The 14291-nt window shown below is 72.9% G+C and carries 17 protein-coding genes; 8 read left to right on the top strand and 9 right to left on the bottom strand.

The window, feature by feature from the left end:
* Together ABZS66_RS55410 and ABZS66_RS55405 are read right to left on the bottom strand one after the other, a co-directional pair.
* Positions 1–407, bottom strand: a 407-nt coding sequence (locus ABZS66_RS55410) for an alpha/beta hydrolase fold domain-containing protein (RefSeq protein WP_354772001.1), incomplete at its 3' end; no start/stop codon positions are given.
* Entirely contained in the window at positions 404–1255 is an 852-nt protein-coding gene (locus ABZS66_RS55405; protein ID WP_354771999.1) for a TIGR03619 family F420-dependent LLM class oxidoreductase, read from the bottom strand. The genes ABZS66_RS55405 and ABZS66_RS55410, both read right to left, overlap by 4 nt.
* Before the next feature lie 96 nt (positions 1256–1351).
* Here ABZS66_RS55405 and ABZS66_RS55400 point away from each other — a divergent pair, with 96 nt between their 5' ends.
* The gene (locus tag ABZS66_RS55400; protein WP_354771997.1) at positions 1352–2125 is read left to right on the top strand and encodes a hypothetical protein; all 774 of its coding nucleotides are present in this window, start codon (positions 1352–1354) and stop codon (positions 2123–2125) included.
* Between the two features lie 4 nt (positions 2126–2129).
* Here ABZS66_RS55400 and ABZS66_RS55395 read toward each other — a convergent pair whose 3' ends face one another.
* The gene (locus ABZS66_RS55395; RefSeq protein ID WP_354771995.1) at positions 2130–3308 is read right to left on the bottom strand and encodes a flavin reductase; all 1179 of its coding nucleotides are present in this window, start codon (positions 3306–3308) and stop codon (positions 2130–2132) included.
* A 32-nt stretch (positions 3309–3340) separates the two neighbouring features.
* Entirely contained in the window at positions 3341–3847 is a 507-nt protein-coding gene (locus tag ABZS66_RS55390) for a MaoC/PaaZ C-terminal domain-containing protein (protein WP_354771993.1), read from the bottom strand.
* Positions 3848–3956: 109 nt separating this feature from the next.
* Here ABZS66_RS55390 and ABZS66_RS55385 point away from each other — a divergent pair, with 109 nt between their 5' ends.
* The 6 genes from ABZS66_RS55385 to ABZS66_RS55360 all read left to right on the top strand — a co-directional run bounded on the left by ABZS66_RS55385 (position 3957) and on the right by ABZS66_RS55360 (position 10500).
* Positions 3957–5099 carry an ABC transporter substrate-binding protein gene (locus tag ABZS66_RS55385; protein ID WP_354771991.1) on the top strand — a complete coding sequence of 381 codons (1143 nt, stop codon included), beginning with the start codon at positions 3957–3959 and terminating at the stop codon, positions 5097–5099.
* A gap of 2 nt (positions 5100–5101) precedes the next feature.
* Positions 5102–5893, top strand: a complete 792-nt coding sequence (locus ABZS66_RS55380; RefSeq protein WP_354771989.1) for an ABC transporter ATP-binding protein — start codon at positions 5102–5104, stop codon at positions 5891–5893.
* Complete coding sequence (locus ABZS66_RS55375) at positions 5886–6752, top strand: ABC transporter permease (RefSeq protein ID WP_354771987.1); 867 nt, start codon at positions 5886–5888, stop codon at positions 6750–6752. The genes ABZS66_RS55380 and ABZS66_RS55375 overlap by 8 nt, the downstream gene beginning before the upstream one ends.
* Positions 6752–7159 carry a Zn-ribbon domain-containing OB-fold protein gene (locus tag ABZS66_RS55370; RefSeq protein ID WP_354771985.1) on the top strand — a complete coding sequence of 136 codons (408 nt, stop codon included), beginning with the start codon at positions 6752–6754 and terminating at the stop codon, positions 7157–7159. Before ABZS66_RS55375 ends, ABZS66_RS55370 begins: the two co-directional genes overlap by 1 nt.
* Before the next feature lie 82 nt (positions 7160–7241).
* Positions 7242–9278: an acetate--CoA ligase family protein gene (locus tag ABZS66_RS55365; RefSeq protein WP_354771983.1), complete on the top strand. Its 2037-nt coding sequence runs from the start codon at positions 7242–7244 to the stop codon at positions 9276–9278.
* Positions 9279–9360: 82 nt separating this feature from the next.
* Complete coding sequence (locus tag ABZS66_RS55360) at positions 9361–10500, top strand: lipid-transfer protein (RefSeq protein WP_354771981.1); 1140 nt, start codon at positions 9361–9363, stop codon at positions 10498–10500.
* Between the two features lie 3 nt (positions 10501–10503).
* Here ABZS66_RS55360 and ABZS66_RS55355 read toward each other — a convergent pair whose 3' ends face one another.
* The 4 genes from ABZS66_RS55355 to ABZS66_RS55340 all read right to left on the bottom strand — a co-directional run bounded on the left by ABZS66_RS55355 (position 10504) and on the right by ABZS66_RS55340 (position 13482).
* Positions 10504–11085, bottom strand: a complete 582-nt coding sequence (locus tag ABZS66_RS55355) for a TetR/AcrR family transcriptional regulator (protein WP_354771979.1) — start codon at positions 11083–11085, stop codon at positions 10504–10506.
* Between the two features lies 1 nt (position 11086).
* A complete protein-coding gene (locus ABZS66_RS55350; RefSeq protein WP_354771977.1) occupies positions 11087–11824 on the bottom strand; it encodes an SDR family NAD(P)-dependent oxidoreductase in 738 nt (245 codons plus the stop codon).
* Between the two features lie 105 nt (positions 11825–11929).
* Positions 11930–12427, bottom strand: a complete 498-nt coding sequence (locus ABZS66_RS55345; protein ID WP_354771975.1) for a YcxB family protein — start codon at positions 12425–12427, stop codon at positions 11930–11932.
* A 62-nt stretch (positions 12428–12489) separates the two neighbouring features.
* Entirely contained in the window at positions 12490–13482 is a 993-nt protein-coding gene (locus ABZS66_RS55340; RefSeq protein ID WP_354771973.1) for a hypothetical protein, read from the bottom strand.
* Positions 13483–13554: 72 nt separating this feature from the next.
* Here ABZS66_RS55340 and ABZS66_RS55335 point away from each other — a divergent pair, with 72 nt between their 5' ends.
* Complete coding sequence (locus ABZS66_RS55335) at positions 13555–14166, top strand: helix-turn-helix domain-containing protein (RefSeq protein WP_354771971.1); 612 nt, start codon at positions 13555–13557, stop codon at positions 14164–14166.
* Here the strand turns inward: ABZS66_RS55335 and ABZS66_RS55330 are convergent.
* The coding region (locus ABZS66_RS55330; protein ID WP_354771967.1) for a helix-turn-helix transcriptional regulator at positions 14108–14291 on the bottom strand (184 nt) is incomplete at its 5' end. The genes ABZS66_RS55335 and ABZS66_RS55330 overlap by 59 nt on opposite strands.

Below are 14291 nucleotides of genomic sequence, written 5' to 3'. Positions count from 1 at the left end.
AGCAGCGCCGACCCCGCCGCCAGGCCGGCCCCGGCGCTGGCACCCGCCACGGCGATCCGGGACGGGTCGGCGCCCGGCAGCCCGCCCGAGGAGACCCAGGTCAGCGTCTCCCAGACGTCGTCGAGCGCGGCCGGATAGGGGTGCTCGGGCGCGAGCCGATAGTCGACCGCCACGATGATCGCCCCGGTGCCGGCGGCGAGCCGCGCACACAGCGGATCGTCCTCGGCCGCCGAGCCGATGCAGAAGCCGCCCGCGTGACACCACACCACCACGGGCAGGTCGCCGGTCACGCCCTCCGGGCGGTGAACCCGCAACCCCGCCGGGGCGTCGCGCCGCAGCGCCGCGGGATTCGTGAAGTCGAGCCGGCCGAAGGCCAATGCCGCCGGCAGCACCTCCGGGTCCATCATCGGACGACCCCGTACCGGTCGGCGAACTCGGTCAGCTGCGCCACCGCGTCCCGCGAGCGGACGGCCGGGCGGACGATCAGGCGGTGCACGCCCAGGGCGGCGAAGTGCTCAATCTCCGACGGCGGGGCCTCGAACGCGCTGACCGTGGTCTGGAACCCGGCCGGATCGCGCCCTTCCGACTCCAGCAGCTTGTGGAGCGCATGCACCTGCGGGCTCGCGCTCGACAGCGTGTGCGGCATGCTGATCCAGCCGTCGCACAGCCGGACCGCCCGGCGCAGCGACGCGGGTCCCTCGCCGCCGGCGAGCAGCGGCGGGTGCGGCTGCGCGACCGGCTTCGGCGCGAAGACGACGTCGTCGAACGAGTAGAAGCGCCCGTGGTGGTCGACGACCGGCTCGGTCCACAGCCGCTTGGCCACCTCGATCGCCTCGTCGAGGCGCTTGCCGCGGCTGCCGAACTCCAGCTCCACGGCCCGCCATTCGGCGGCGAGCCAGCCCGCGCCGACCCCGACCAGGGCCCGGCCGCCGGAGATCCAGTCGAGGGTACCGAACGCGCGGGCCGCGATGAGCGGATGGCGCAGGCCGAACAGGTAGACGTACGTGCCGAGCTTGATCCGGTGGGTCCGGGCGGCGATGGCGGCCAGGAACGTCGGCGCGTCGAACAGCGGGGTGTCCGGCGGCACAGGCGGGGCGCCGTCGGCCGCGCCCGGGTACGCCGAGTCGGCCATGTCGGTGGTGAAGACGAGGTGCTCGGGGATCCAGACCGACTCGAAGCCGAGCTCGTCGGCGGCGACGGCGACGTCGCTCCAGACGGCGGGGTGCAGCAGACCGAGGTTGACGCCGAACCGCATGCGGCGATCCTACCAAACGCTTGGTTGGGCGTTGACCCTGAATTTCCAGCACTTTAGATTGGGCCAATCAAGCGCTAGGTCAAGGAGGGAACCGCCGTGCCCCGGGGTATCTACCTGCTCGAAGAGGTCTATTTCCATCCCATGCACTCACAGCGCCCGCTCGACTACCTGAGCTGGCTGACCGGCTACAAGCGGGCCGACGAGGACCGCTCGACCGGCGACCCCGAGCTCACCAGCGGCATGTCGGTCCGCTCCCACGACATCGACCTGGTCGGCGCGTTCTACGCCGTCGGCATCACCGGGCACGTGCAGTTCAAGGCCGTGACGCTGTGGGACTGCATCGGCGGCTGGGACGGCGGCTGGCGGCAGATGCTCGACATCTACGACAACGTCGACCCGCGGCTGTTCCTGTCGAACATCGACGGCATGCGCCACCACGCGTACTCCCGCCCGATGGGCGGGGTGCCCGGCACGCCGGACCTCCAGGCGCTGCGCGCCGAGGGGTACACCGCGCCGTTCTTCCTCTACGACGTGGCGACCGTGCGGCCCGGCGCGGCCCTGGACTACCTCGCCGCGGTGCGTGAGCAGCGGGCCCCGATCCTGGCCGACTACAACCACCGCCTGGTCGGGCTGTACGAGGTGCTGCTCAGCGACTCCGAGGTCGTCACGTTCTGGGGCACCGACATGGACTCGCATCTGGCGGTACAGCGGGCGTACGACGCGACGCTCGGCCTCGACGACGAGGTGCCGGGCGACGAGCGGCTCCTGAAGTGGCGGCGCACGGCCCGGGAGTTCCTCACCGGGCCGTGGCAGGAGGGGCTGCTGGCGCCGTTCCCCGGCTCGCGGCTGTCGAACCAGCCGCCCCGCTGAGCCGTCAGGCCGCCGGCCCGGCAACCACGGGCCGGCGGCCGCCCAGCGCGGCGGTCACGGCCTCCGCGGCCAGCAGCATCCGGTCGCGGTACCGGTACACGTCCGCCAGCGCCGACTCGTGCGGCAGCCCGTAGATGCTCAGCAGCAGTACCACGTCGCCGTCCGGCCCGAAGACCGGCACGTTGAGGTTGCGCACCTGGTAGGTCGCGCGGGCACCGAGATCCTCGGGCTCGTACTCCCCGCCGAGCCGGTCGACCACCCGCCGCACGTGCTGCCACTCCTGCTCCCGCGGCCCGCGCAGCGGCAGGAGCGCCAGCGCCACCTCCAGCTCCCGGTGCGACGCGCTGCCCAGGCCGAGCGACCAGCCGCGCTCCTGCACCCGGGCCAGCACCTCCCGGTGCCGCAGCACGTCGGACGGCGCGGCGCGGGCCAGCCACTGCGCCACCGCGGCCTCGCCGGCCCAGGCGACGAACGGCCCGCCCAGCGGCGGGACGAACGGGATGCGCTGCCCGACCCGGGTCGGGACCGAACGACCGTTCGGCCGCCCGGTGCAGGCCAGGATCGCCAGCTCGCCGCCGACCAGGGCGGTGGCCAGGCACTCCACCCCGAGGTCGGCGGCGACCTGCTCCATCGTGGGCCGGGCCAGGTCGACCTGCCACAGCAGCTCGGCCAGGTCGGGCTCGGCGGGCGCGGTCAGCGACATCGGGGCGAACCGCCCGTAGCCGCCCTGGAAGAACACCAGCGGCAGCGAGGGCCGCGCGATGTCGAGCCCGAGCACCCGCCCCACGGCGATGTAGTGGTCGCCGGCCTCGTGCAGCACGTCCAGCTCGCAGTCGATCCAGGCGACCGCGCCGTCGAGGACGGGGGCGCCGGACGGCAGCCGCCGCCAGGCGATCCCGGCGAACTTGTCGGCGCCCTTGGCGGCCATCGCCCGGCAGATGTGCTCCTGGTCGGCGGCGAGCACGTTGACGCAGAAGGCGCCGGCGGCGTGGATCTTCGGGAACGTCGTGGAGCTCTTGTCCGGGAAGAACGCGACCAGCGGCGGGTCCAGCGACACCGAGGTGAACGAGCCGACCGCCATGCCGACCGGCACGCCGTCGTCGCCGCACGCCGTGATGACGGTGACCCCCGTCGGGTAGTGCCCCAGCACCTGCCGGAACTGCTTCGCGTCGAAGGTTGGCATGGACCCACTGTATTAAACAAGCGATTGCTTGACTAGCTCCCGGCGCCGGCCTCCGAACCAGCCTCCCGAACGGCCTCCCGCCGCAGGCAGAGCACGTCGAGGGTGCCCGTCACGGCCGTGACGCCGCGCTCGACCACCTCGATCCCATAGTCAAACGCGACGCGCCCGGTGCGCGGCCGCCGCGACGGCGTCAGGGCGCGCACTGTGAGCCGCACCCGCAGCGTGTCGCCGACCACCACGGCGGCCGCGAACGTGATCGTCTGGCCGAGCATCGCCTGCCCCGTCCCGGCGAAGATGCCGAGGCGTTCCTGCAGGCCGGAGGCGATCGCGACGGCCAGCAGGCCCTGCGGTACCACCGTGCCGAAGGGACTGTGCTCGCGCGCGAAGGCGCTGTCGACGTGGATCGGGTTGAAGTCCCCGGTGAACATCGACCAGAACGTGAGGTCGGTCTGGGTCACCGTGCGGCCCTGCGTGAGGAACTCCTCGTCGACGGTGAAGTCCTCGAAGAACCGGGCCGCCGGCCCGACTGGCGTCTGCATCGCTCCAGCGTCGCCGGATCCCGGTGATCAAACAAGCGCTTGACCAAGAGAGTGCCCGCTGATAGGAACGAGACGGCCGCCTGTGTCCCCGCCGCTCAAGGAGACCGCCATGCCGCGCAGGTCCGTTCTTTCCACCGCGACCGTCATCACCGCCCTGTTGTTGTCCTCGGCCTGCAACGGCGGTGGCGGCACCCCCGTCGCCGAGTCGACCGTCGCGGGCAGCCCGTGTGGTACCGGGGGCAAGTCCGACCCGGCCAACCGCGACGCCAAGCGCCCGGTCGCCCGGTGCGACAAGGGCCTGCCCGGCCCCCGGCCGCTGCCGCAGACGGTCAAGCTGCGCTTCGCCACCGCGGTCAAGGCCGAGTTCATCGCGCCGCTGCTGCTCGCCCAGAGCAAAGGCGAGTTCCAGAAGGAGAACCTCGACGTCGAGATCGTCGTGCTGCCGTTCGCCGACGCGGTACCCCAGGTGCTGTCCGGCAACCTCGACGGCACCACCGGCTCGCTCGAGGCCGGCTTCTTCAACGCCGTGAACAAGGACATCGACCTCACCTGGGTCGCCGGCAACTTCTACCCGCCCGACGCGGCCGACCCGGCGAAGGCCCAGACCGGGCTGTGGGCCCGCAAGAGCCTCTTCACCGACCCGGCCAAGCCCGACCTCGCCCAGCTCAAGGGCAAGAAGCTGGCCAGCAACGTCGGCTTCACCAGCTCCACGACGTACCCGATGGCCGAGGCCTTCAAGAGCAGCGGCATCTCGGTCAACGACGTCGAGATCGTCAAGATCCCCAGCGCCGACCAGGTGACCGCGCTGAAGAACGGCGCCGCCGACATGGCCTGGCTCGTCGACCCCTACTGGCTGCCGATCGCCAACGACAGCAACTACGTCCTCGTCGCCACCCAGCCGGCCGGCGAGCCGCTCGGCGGGTTCTTCTTCGGCCCGGCCCTCGCCAAGGAGAAGCGGGCCGCCGGCGTCGCGTTCGTGCGGGCCCTGGTGCGGACCATCAACACGTACCTCTCCGGCGACTACCAGAGCGACCCCGACGCCGTGCAGGCCATCGCCGCGGCGACCGGCGCCACCCCGGAAGCGATCAAGGGCACGCCGTCGCTGGTCTTCGACTGGGAGATCCGGGCCGGCACCACCCAGCGCGAGCAGGACTGGTTCCTCCAGCTCGGCCGGGTCGACTACAAGACGGCGATCGCCGAGTCCGAGCTGGTCGACCGCTCGTACTACACCGACGCGGTCGAGGGACGCTGACCATGCCGACCGAAACCGCCGCCATCCTGGCCGAGGGCGTCCGGCGCGACTTCGGCGCCGTGTCCGGCCTCGGCCCGCTCGACCTCACCATCGACGACGGCGAGTTCGTCTGCGTCGTCGGCCCCTCCGGCTGCGGCAAGTCCACGTTCCTGCGCATCGTCGCCGGGATCCTGCGGCCCACCGCCGGCGAGGTCACCATCGCCACCCGCGGCGACGGCAAGGTACCGCTGTCGATGGTCTTCCAGGATCACGGCATCTACCCCTGGAAGACCGTCGAGCAGAACGTCCGCTTCGCGCTGGAGGTCAACGGCTTCGGCCGGGCGGAGGCCCGCCGCCGCACCGACCACTGGCTCGGCCAGCTCGGCCTCGCCGAGTTCCGCACGGCGTACCCCAGCACCCTCTCCGGCGGCATGCGCCAGCGGGTCGGCATCGCCCGGGCCTTCGCGCTCGACCCGGAGATCCTGCTCATGGACGAGCCGTTCGCGGCGCTCGACGCCCAGCTGCGCCAGGTGCTCCAGGAGGAGCTGCTCGGGCTGTGGCAGCGGGACCGGCGCACGGTGGTGTTCGTGACGCACAGCCTGGAGGAGGCGATCCTGCTCGGCGACCGGGTCGTGGTGATGAGCGCCCGGCCCGGACGGGTCGTGCGCTCGACCGAGGTGCCGTTCGAGCGGCCCCGGGCCGCCGCGGTGCGCGACTCGGCCGCGTTCGCCGACCTGAAGGCGCAGCTGTGGGACTGCCTGCGGCACGAGGTCGACGCCTACCTGGCGACCGTGACGGGAGGTACCGATGCCTAGTCAGACCCTGACGCGGGCCGAGACCCGCCGGATCCTGCGGGCGCCGGGCCGCCAGGAGCTCGCCCCGGAGCGCTGGGCCCGCCTGCTGCGCACGCGCGACCTGGCGCTCGGTGTCGGCGTGCCGCTGCTGCTCGCCGTGCTGTGGCAGGTCGCCTGCGACGCCGGCTGGATCGACCGGCGGCTCTACCCGTCGCCGGTCGACATCGTCCGCTCAGCCTGGGACATGTGGCAGCGCGACTCGCTGTGGCCGGACCTGCTGGCCAGCCTGCGCCGCACCGGGCTCGGCTACGTCATCGGGTCGGCCGTCGGCGCGCTCTTCGGGGTGGCGATGGGGCTGTGGCGGCCGATCCGCGCGGCGCTCGACCCGCTGCTCAACGCGCTGTACACGGTACCGAAGCTGGCCCTGCTGCCGGTGTTCCTCACCGTCTTCGGCTTCGGCGAGCTGCCGGTCGTGGCCCTGATCGCGGTCACCGTCTTCTTCTTCATCTGGATCTCCACGATGTCGGCCATGCTCGCGGTGCCGGCGGGCTACCGCGAGGCGGGCGTCACGCTCAACCTGTCGACCTGGCAGATGTTCCGGCACGTGATGCTGCCGGCCGCGCTGCCGGAGATCTTCGTGGGCCTGCGGATCGCGGCCGGCGTGTCGGTGCTCATCCTGGTCGGCGTCGAGTTCGTCCTCGGCGGCAACGGCCTGGGTCACGTCATCGAGCAGGGCCGCACCACGCTCGTGCTCGGCCAGACGTACGTCGGCATCGTCGTGGTCGCCCTCGTCGGCCTGGTGTTCTCCATGGTCGTCCAGCTCATCGGCCGGCTGCTGATGCCCTGGAACCGCTCCGGCTCCGTCATCCGGCAGCTGTGATGACGCCCCCGGCCCCCGTCGTCAGCGACCTCGCCGCGCCGTACTGGGCGGCGGCGCAGGAGCGCCGGCTCGTGCTGCAGCGCTGCGACCACTGCGACCACTGGCACCACTTCCCCATCGACCGCTGCCCCGCGTGCGGCCGCTCCGACTCGCTCGTCTGGCGGGAGGTGAGCGGCGCCGGCACGGTCTACACGTTCAGCGTCGTGCACGGCCGGGCCGCCGCGCCCGGCTTCACCGAGGCCACGCCGTACGTCATCGCCTGGATCGACCTCGAGGAAGGCGCCCGCGCGTTCGGCAACGTCGTGGGCGGCGACCCGTCGTCGGTCCACATCGGCATGCCGGTCCACGTCGTCTTCGAGGAGCGCGAGGGCTTCGGGCTCGTTCCGAACTTTGGAGTGGTCGCATGAGCGGTTCCGTAGCGAAGCGAAGGAGGCCGCTCATCATGGGCTCAGGATGGAGCTCAGGCGGCCGGAGCGAAGCGGAGGACGCATGAGTTTTCTTCGTCCCAACGGCATCGCCGTCGTCGGCGCCTCGGAGGGTTCGGTCTGGACCCGGTCGCTGCTGCACAACCTCGACACCGTCGGCGGCGGCCCGGTCCACCTGGTCAACCCGAAGGGCGGCCGGCAGTTCGGCCGCCCCGTGGCCCGCAGCCTGACCGAACTGTCCGATGTGGACACCGCATTCGTGGTGCTCAGCGCCCAGCGGGTGCTGCCGGCGCTGCGCGAGGCGACCGGCATCGGCGTGCGCAACGCGGTCGTGCTCGCCTCCGGGTTCGCCGAGGCCGGCACCGACGGGCAGCAGCGGCAGGCCGAACTCGCCGCGCTGGCCGCGGAGACCGGCCTGCGCGTGCTCGGCCCCAACAGCCTCGGCCTGCTCAACCTGTGCGACGGCGTCGGGATGCTCGCCTCCGGGCTGGAACTGCCGGCGGTGGGCACGGTCGCCGTCGTCAGCCAGAGCGGCGGGCTGTCGCGTGCGGTACTGCGGCTGGCCAACGCCCACGGGGTCGGCATCAGCCACGTGGTCACCACCGGCAACGAGAGCGTGGTCGACTGCGCCGACGTCATCGACGCGCTGCTCGACGACGGCCGCAGCCGCTGCATCGCCGTGTTCGCCGAGTCGGTGCGCCGGCCCCGGGCCTTCCTCGACGCCGCCACCCGCGCCCTGGCCGCCGGCGTGCCCGTCGTGCTGCTCAAGGTCGGGCGCACCGACGCCGGCCAGCGGGTGAGCGCCGCCCACACCGGCGGGCTGGCCAACGACCACGCGATCCTCGCCGGGCTACTGCGCCAGCACGGCGTCGTCGAGGTCGACTCGCTCGAGGACCTCGTCATCGTCGCCGGGCTGCTCGCCCGGACCGGCCGGCTGCCGGGCCCCCGGGTCGCGGTGCTCTCCCCCTCCGGCGGCCGCTGCACGCTCATCGCCGACGAGGCGCAGACCGCCGGGCTCGACCTGCCGGCGCTGCGGCCGGCGACCCGCGCGCGGATCGACGAGGTGCTCCAGACCGAGGTCGCCGTCTCGAACCCGCTCGACGTCACCGGCGCGTTCGTCACCGACCCGACGGTGTTCCGGCGGCTGCTCGACGCCCTCGCCGCCGACGGCGGGCTCGACCTCGTCGTGGTCGCCCTCGACCTGCCCGACCCGGGCACGCCCGCGGCGCGGGTGCTGGAGCGGCTCTTCGCGGACCTGCGCGAGGTGTCCTCGTCGGGGCCGCTGCCGGTACTGCTGCTGGAGACGACGTACGCCGAGCTGACGCCCGGCCGTGAGCTGCTGCAGCGCGAGCTCGGCATCGAGTGGAGCCTGCCGGGCGTCCACCACGGCCTGCACGCGCTGGCGCGGGCCCTGTGGTGGTCGCAGGCGACGGTTCCCCCGGCTCCGGAGGCGCCGTCCGTCGTCCCCCTTCCCGACGCGCTGTCCGAGCACGTCGCCCGCGAGGTGCTGGGGCGCTTCGGCGTGCCGCTCGTCCCCGCGGTCCTGGCGTCGAGCGCGGACGACGCGGTGGCCGCCGCGTTCCGCGTCGGCTTCCCGGTCGCGGTCAAGATGAGCAGTCCCGGGCTCGCGCACAAGTCGGACGTGGGCGGGGTCGTCCTCGACGTCCGCGAGCCCGCGGCCGTGGCGGCGGCGTTCGAGCGGGCCGCCGGCACCGACGGCGTGCTGGTCTCCCCCATGCGGACCGGAGGGGTCGAGTTGATCGTCGGCGTCCTGGACCATCCGCAGTGGGGTCCCCTGCTCACCGTCGGCCTGGGCGGGGTGCTCGCCGAGGCGCTGCGCGACACCGCGTGGCGCGGGCTGCCGGTGTCCGACGACGAGATCGGCCGGATGCTCGACGAGCTGCGCGGCCGCGCGCTGCTCGACGGCGTGCGCGGGATACCGCCCGCCGACCGGGAACGGCTGGTCGCCGCGATCGCCGCGATGGCCCGGGCCGGCGGCGGGCTGCGCGGGCAGTACCAGGCCCTGGAGGTCAACCCGCTGTACGTCCGCGGCGACGTCGTCGAGGCGCTCGACGCGCTCATCGTGCGGGACGCGACATGACCGGTTCCGGAGCGAAGCGGAGGAGGCCGGTCATCATGGGCTCAGATTGGAAGGCATGCGGCCGGAGCGAAGCGGAGGACGCATGACCCGGGCCGCCATTGCCGGCATCGGGGCGACGCCGCTGTACCGCGCGTCCGGCCGGACCGTGCTGGACATGGCCCTCGACGCGGTCCGCGCCGCCGTCGCCGACGCCGGGCTCGAGGTGCCCGAGGTGGACGGCGTGCTGACGTACGGGCTGAACGACACCATCGCGGTGCAGTACCTCATCGAGGGTCTGGGCCTGCCGAGCGTCCGCTGGCACAACGACATCGCCGGCGGCGGCTCGCAGAGCGCGTCGATCCTCGGCGACGCGGCCCGCGCGGTCGAGGCCGGCGCCGCCCGCACGGTCGTGGTGTTCCGGTCGCTCAACGGGCGCACCGGCAAGCGCCTCGGGCAGAGCGCGCTGCGGGTCGGCGCCGGCGCCGAGGAGGAGTTCGTCGCGCCGTACGGCATGCGGGGCCCGGTCCACCTGTTCGCGATGGTGGCGCGCCGCTTCCTCTCCGAGCGCGGGCTGGACGAGCAGGACACGGCGGCGGTCGTACTGCGGTCGCGCGCGAACGCGGCCCGCAACGAACGGGCGACGCGGCGCGACCCGATGACGCTGGACGAGTACCTGGCGAGCCCGTTCGTCGCGTCCCCGCTGCGGCTGGTCGACTGCTGCCAGGAGAACGACGGCGCCGCCGCGCTGGTCGTGACGTCGGTCGAGCGCGCCCGCTCCGGCGGCCACGCCCCGGTCCTGATCCGGGCCGCCGAACGGGCCGGCGGCCCCGGCTCGTCGAACATCGCCCGCGCCGCGGACGGCGCCCGCCTCTTCTCCCACTACGTGGCGCCGCTGGTGTACTCGGCGGCCGGCCTGGGACCGTCCGATGTGGACGTGTCACTGCTCTACGACGCCTACGCGCCGCTGCAGCTCCAGCAGATGGAGGACTTCGGCCTGTGCGCCCCGGGAACGTCCGGCGAACTCGTGCGGTCGGGCGAGACGGCCCCGACGGGCGCGGTACCGGTGAACCCGCACGGCGGCCTGCTGTCGGAGGGGTCCCTGCACGGCTTCAACAACGTCCTGGAGGCGGTGCGCCAGCTGCGCGGCGAGGCCCCGGCGAACCAGGTCCCGGGCGCGCGCACGGCCCTGGTCGCGGGCTTCGGCGGCAGCTACGGCAGCGCCGCCGTCCTGCAGACCGCATAGCCGTCAGCCCCGCAGGCCGTCCAGTAGCAGGGCCTGGAACTGCCCGGCGAGCTCCGTCGCCGGGCGGGACCAGCGGGCGGCGGCGCAGACGCCGTCGCGGACGAAGCGGTACGTCAGGCGCTCGTCGATGTCGGGGCGCAGCTCGCCGCTCGTCTTGCCGCGTTCGATCACCGTCGACCAGAGGTGCTCGATCTCGGTCTCGCGCTCGACCAGGTGGGCAAAGCGGGGCAGGCGGGCCAGGTGGTGGCGCTCGGTGTGCAGGACCAGGCCGGCGGCGCGGTGCCGGTCCAGTGCGGCGAAGGCGGCCGCTACCAGGCCGGCCAGGGTCGACTGGGCGTCGCCGCCCGTCGCGACGACGCTGCGGTACACGAGGATGAGCTCATCGAGATAGCTTGACAGCATCTCGTCGATGAGCGTCTCTTTGGAGTCGAAGTAGTGGTACAGGCTGCCGGAGAGGACACCCGACGCCTCGGCGATGTCGCGGACCGTCGTGGCCCGGTAGCCGCGCTCGGCGAAGAGGTCGCGGGCCACCGCCAGCACGGCCTCGCGGCGCGCGTGGTACGTCGCCTTCTCGCGGTTGCGCATCTCACGACATCGTCATGCCACCGCTGGCGCTGAAGACCTGCCCGGTGAGATAGCTCGCGCGCGGCGTGCACAGGAAGGCGACCAGGCCGGACACGTCCTCGGGGTCGCCGATGCGCCGCTGCGGCACCAGCCGGACCATCGTCTCCAGCAGCGCCGGCTTCTCCTTCGCCACCGAGCGGAGCAGCGGGGTGTCGACCATGCCGGGGCACACGACGTTGGAGGTCACGCCGAACCGGGCGGTCTCCCGCGCGAGGGACTTGGCCAGGCCGAGCAGGCCGGCCTTGACGCTCGAGTACACCACCTCGCCGCCGGCGCCGACCCGCGCGCTGTCGGACGAGATGAACACCGCGCGGCCCCAGTTGCGCTCGACCATGGCCGGCACGAGCAGGCGGCTGAGCAGCATGGGGCCGCGCAGGTTGATCCGCCAGAGGCGGTCCCAGTGGGCGGGGTCGCTCTCGGCGAACCGCTCGACCTTCGTCACGCCGCCGTTGTTGACGAGGATGTCGACCGGCCCGACCTCGTTGGCGCAGCGTTCGATCGACGCGGCGTCGTCCAGGTCGACCCCGGCCGCGGTCGCGTCCGGCAGCCCGGCGGCGAGCTCCTTGGCGCGGTCGACGTCGATGTCGGCGACGACCACGCGGGCGCCGCATTCGACCAGATCCCGGCAGATGGCCGCGCCGATCCCCCCGGCACCTCCGGTAACGAGCGCCGTCCGGCCGGCCAGTGACAACCCATGCATGGGCTTATCTTAGGTACGAACCAAACGCTTGTTCAAGAGTGATGACTGTCTCGACCGCTTTGTTCGGGAGCGCCACCGAACAAGGCGTCGGGAGGTCCGAGGTCTCTAGGCCGCTGCGGCTGAGTTGTCGCGGTCGGCCAGGAACTGCTGGAGCTCGGCCTCCTGCTCGCCGGTCAACGGCGCGCGGGGCAGGTCGAAGATGCCGTAGTGCTCGAGGTGGAAGACGAAGGCCTCCGGGATGACGGTGACGCGGAGGACGAGCGGCCAGCGATAGGTGACGGCCGACAGGTCGTGGCCGCGGTGGAGGCCCTCGTCGTCGACGACGTAGGTGCGCGGCTCGCACCAGAAGTCGGGCGCGGTGACAAGCTCGACGTACCGGCGCCGCGCCCCCCACAGCACACCGGCGATGAAGACGACGAATATCCCACCGATCCAGACCGCGGTGAACCCCTCGACGTCGTCGCCGTAGGCCACGACCAGCGAGCCGAGCACCGCAAGTCCGGCCACGACCGTCAGCCGGAGCCACAGGGCGCGCATGGCGCCGGCCGCGAGATGCCGGCGGTAGTAGGCCTGCGGCTTGGCATACGTGATCTCGATGCGCACCGCGCGATGGTACGGCCCACGGTCGCCGCGGGATCAATGAAACCGTAAACGGCGGCCGCGCCTCAGCCGCCGTAGCGGGCGGCGATCGACGCGAACGCCTCCTTCGGTTCCCACGGCAGGTCCGGGTACGTCGTGCCCGTGCGGTCCTCGTAGACCTTCACGATGCCCAGGCTGGCCAGGTCCAGGTCGTCGCGCGGGTCGCCGTCCGGGCGGTGCGGGAGGTTGTGCAGCGCGAACAGGTGGACGAAGGCGCTGTCCACGCCCTCCTCGGCGAAGATGTCCAGCAACTCGCCCAGGTACGCGGCCTGGCCGGCCTCGTCGCGTTCGTACACGCCGTTCAACCGGCCGCCCTCGAGGACCTCCATGCTTCGGGGCGCCACGTCGGCGGCGCCGCGCCAGGTTGCCGTGCCGAAGCCGGTGACCGCGAGGGGCTTGGGCTGGGCGGCCAGGGTCCGCACGCCGGCGCGGAAGCGGTCCGCGACCTCGGCCGACCGGATGAGCTCGTACGTCACGATGTCGAACGGGTCCCAGTCGATGCCTTCGAACTGGATCGCCGCGTAGGTCAGCCGGCCGCCGAAGCGGTCCCGGATCGCGGGCACGGCGGTACCGAAGAAGTCGTTGAGACGGGTGCGGACGGCGGCGATGCGGTCCCGGTCGGCGAACAGGCCGGCGAGGCGGTCCTCGATGCGCTCGCCCGGGATGAACCCGCGGTTCATGAGGCTCAGCTCGACGCCGGCGACGAGGACGACCTCGGCGCCCGCCGACCGGAGCCGCTCGGCCCGCTCGGCGCAGTCCACGAACAGCGCGTGGATGTCGTCGGGGGTGAGGTCGAGCGGGTACGGCGCGAACCACACCTCCAGGCCGAGTGCGGCGGCGGTCCGGCCCGCCGACTCCAGCCGGGACGGGTCGCCGCCGACCAGCATGACGGCGGTGCAGTGCAGGTCGTCGCGGATGATGGTCAGCTCGCGCCGGACCACGTCGGGGTCGAGGCGCTCGATCGAGTTCCGGCCGTCCTGGACGAAGCCGGTGTCGTAGGTCATGCCCTTGGCTCGCATGGCGGCCACGGTACCGCGACAACTTGCGTGCACGCAATTTTGCGTGACCGAAAGAATGTGTGACAATCGACCGTGTCACTCAGGGAGCGCAAGAAGCAGGCCACCCGGGAGGCGCTGCGCACGGCGGCGCTCAGGCTCGCGCTGGAGCGCGGGCCCGAGAACGTCCGCGTCGACGACATCGCCGAGGCGGCGGGCGTGTCGCCGCGCACGTACAACAACTACTTCTCCAGCCGCGAGGAGGCGATCGTCGCCGGCGTGACCGCGGGCCGACTGTTCGCGGCCGACCGCCCCGTGGTCGACGCGGTCGTGGCGCACTACACCGAGCCGGCGCCCGAGGCGTTCATGCTGCTCATGCGGAGCCCGGCCCTGCGCGCCTGCTACGCCGACACGGTCACCGCGATCGAGGGCCCGCTCGTCGCCGCCATCGTCGCCCGCGCCCCGGACGTCGACCCACTGGCCGCCGAGGCCCTCGCCGCCGCCGTCGGGGCCGCGGCCAGGGTGGCGATCCGGCACTGGCTGCGGGCCGCGACCGAGCCGCTGCCCGGCATCGTGGTGCCGGCGGGTTCGCTGCCGGACCTGCTGCGGGCCGCGCTCGCGCCGCTGCGGCCCGCGCTCGACGCGCTGTTCAGCCCGGATGGTGCTGCAGCGCCTCCAGCGCGTCGCGCAGCTGCGCCCGGCCCGTGATGCCGAGCTTCGGGAAGATCCGGTAGAGGTGCGAGCTGACCGTGCGGTGCGACACGAACAGCCGCTGGCCGACCTCCCGGTTGGACAGGCCGGCGGCGGCGAGCATGGCGGTCTGCAACTCCTGG

Origin of the sequence: Dactylosporangium sp. NPDC005572, assembly GCF_040605515.1 — a bacterium.
Taxonomy (GTDB): Bacteria; Actinomycetota; Actinomycetes; order Mycobacteriales; family Micromonosporaceae; genus Dactylosporangium.
The sequence above is the reverse complement of the archived record's forward strand: the minus strand, read 5'-3'. Positions and strand labels throughout refer to the sequence as shown.

What these genes read in the sequence shown, in the direction of transcription:
- ABZS66_RS55365 (WP_354771983.1), top strand. Translation starts at nt 7,242, where the DNA reads ATGAGTTTTCTTCGTCCCAACGGCATCGCCGTCGTCGGCGCCTCGGAG.
- ABZS66_RS55390 (WP_354771993.1), bottom strand. Translation starts at nt 3,847, where the DNA reads ATGCAGACGCCAGTCGGGCCGGCGGCCCGGTTCTTCGAGGACTTCACC.
- ABZS66_RS55350 (WP_354771977.1), bottom strand. Translation starts at nt 11,824, where the DNA reads ATGCATGGGTTGTCACTGGCCGGCCGGACGGCGCTCGTTACCGGAGGT.
- ABZS66_RS55375 (WP_354771987.1), top strand. Translation starts at nt 5,886, where the DNA reads ATGCCTAGTCAGACCCTGACGCGGGCCGAGACCCGCCGGATCCTGCGG.
- ABZS66_RS55380 (WP_354771989.1), top strand. Translation starts at nt 5,102, where the DNA reads ATGCCGACCGAAACCGCCGCCATCCTGGCCGAGGGCGTCCGGCGCGAC.
- ABZS66_RS55355 (WP_354771979.1), bottom strand. Translation starts at nt 11,085, where the DNA reads ATGCGCAACCGCGAGAAGGCGACGTACCACGCGCGCCGCGAGGCCGTG.
- ABZS66_RS55385 (WP_354771991.1), top strand. Translation starts at nt 3,957, where the DNA reads ATGCCGCGCAGGTCCGTTCTTTCCACCGCGACCGTCATCACCGCCCTG.
- ABZS66_RS55340 (WP_354771973.1), bottom strand. Translation starts at nt 13,482, where the DNA reads ATGCGAGCCAAGGGCATGACCTACGACACCGGCTTCGTCCAGGACGGC.
- ABZS66_RS55405 (WP_354771999.1), bottom strand. Translation starts at nt 1,255, where the DNA reads ATGCGGTTCGGCGTCAACCTCGGTCTGCTGCACCCCGCCGTCTGGAGC.
- ABZS66_RS55370 (WP_354771985.1), top strand. Translation starts at nt 6,752, where the DNA reads ATGACGCCCCCGGCCCCCGTCGTCAGCGACCTCGCCGCGCCGTACTGG.
- ABZS66_RS55395 (WP_354771995.1), bottom strand. Translation starts at nt 3,308, where the DNA reads ATGCCAACCTTCGACGCGAAGCAGTTCCGGCAGGTGCTGGGGCACTAC.
- ABZS66_RS55360 (WP_354771981.1), top strand. Translation starts at nt 9,361, where the DNA reads ATGACCCGGGCCGCCATTGCCGGCATCGGGGCGACGCCGCTGTACCGC.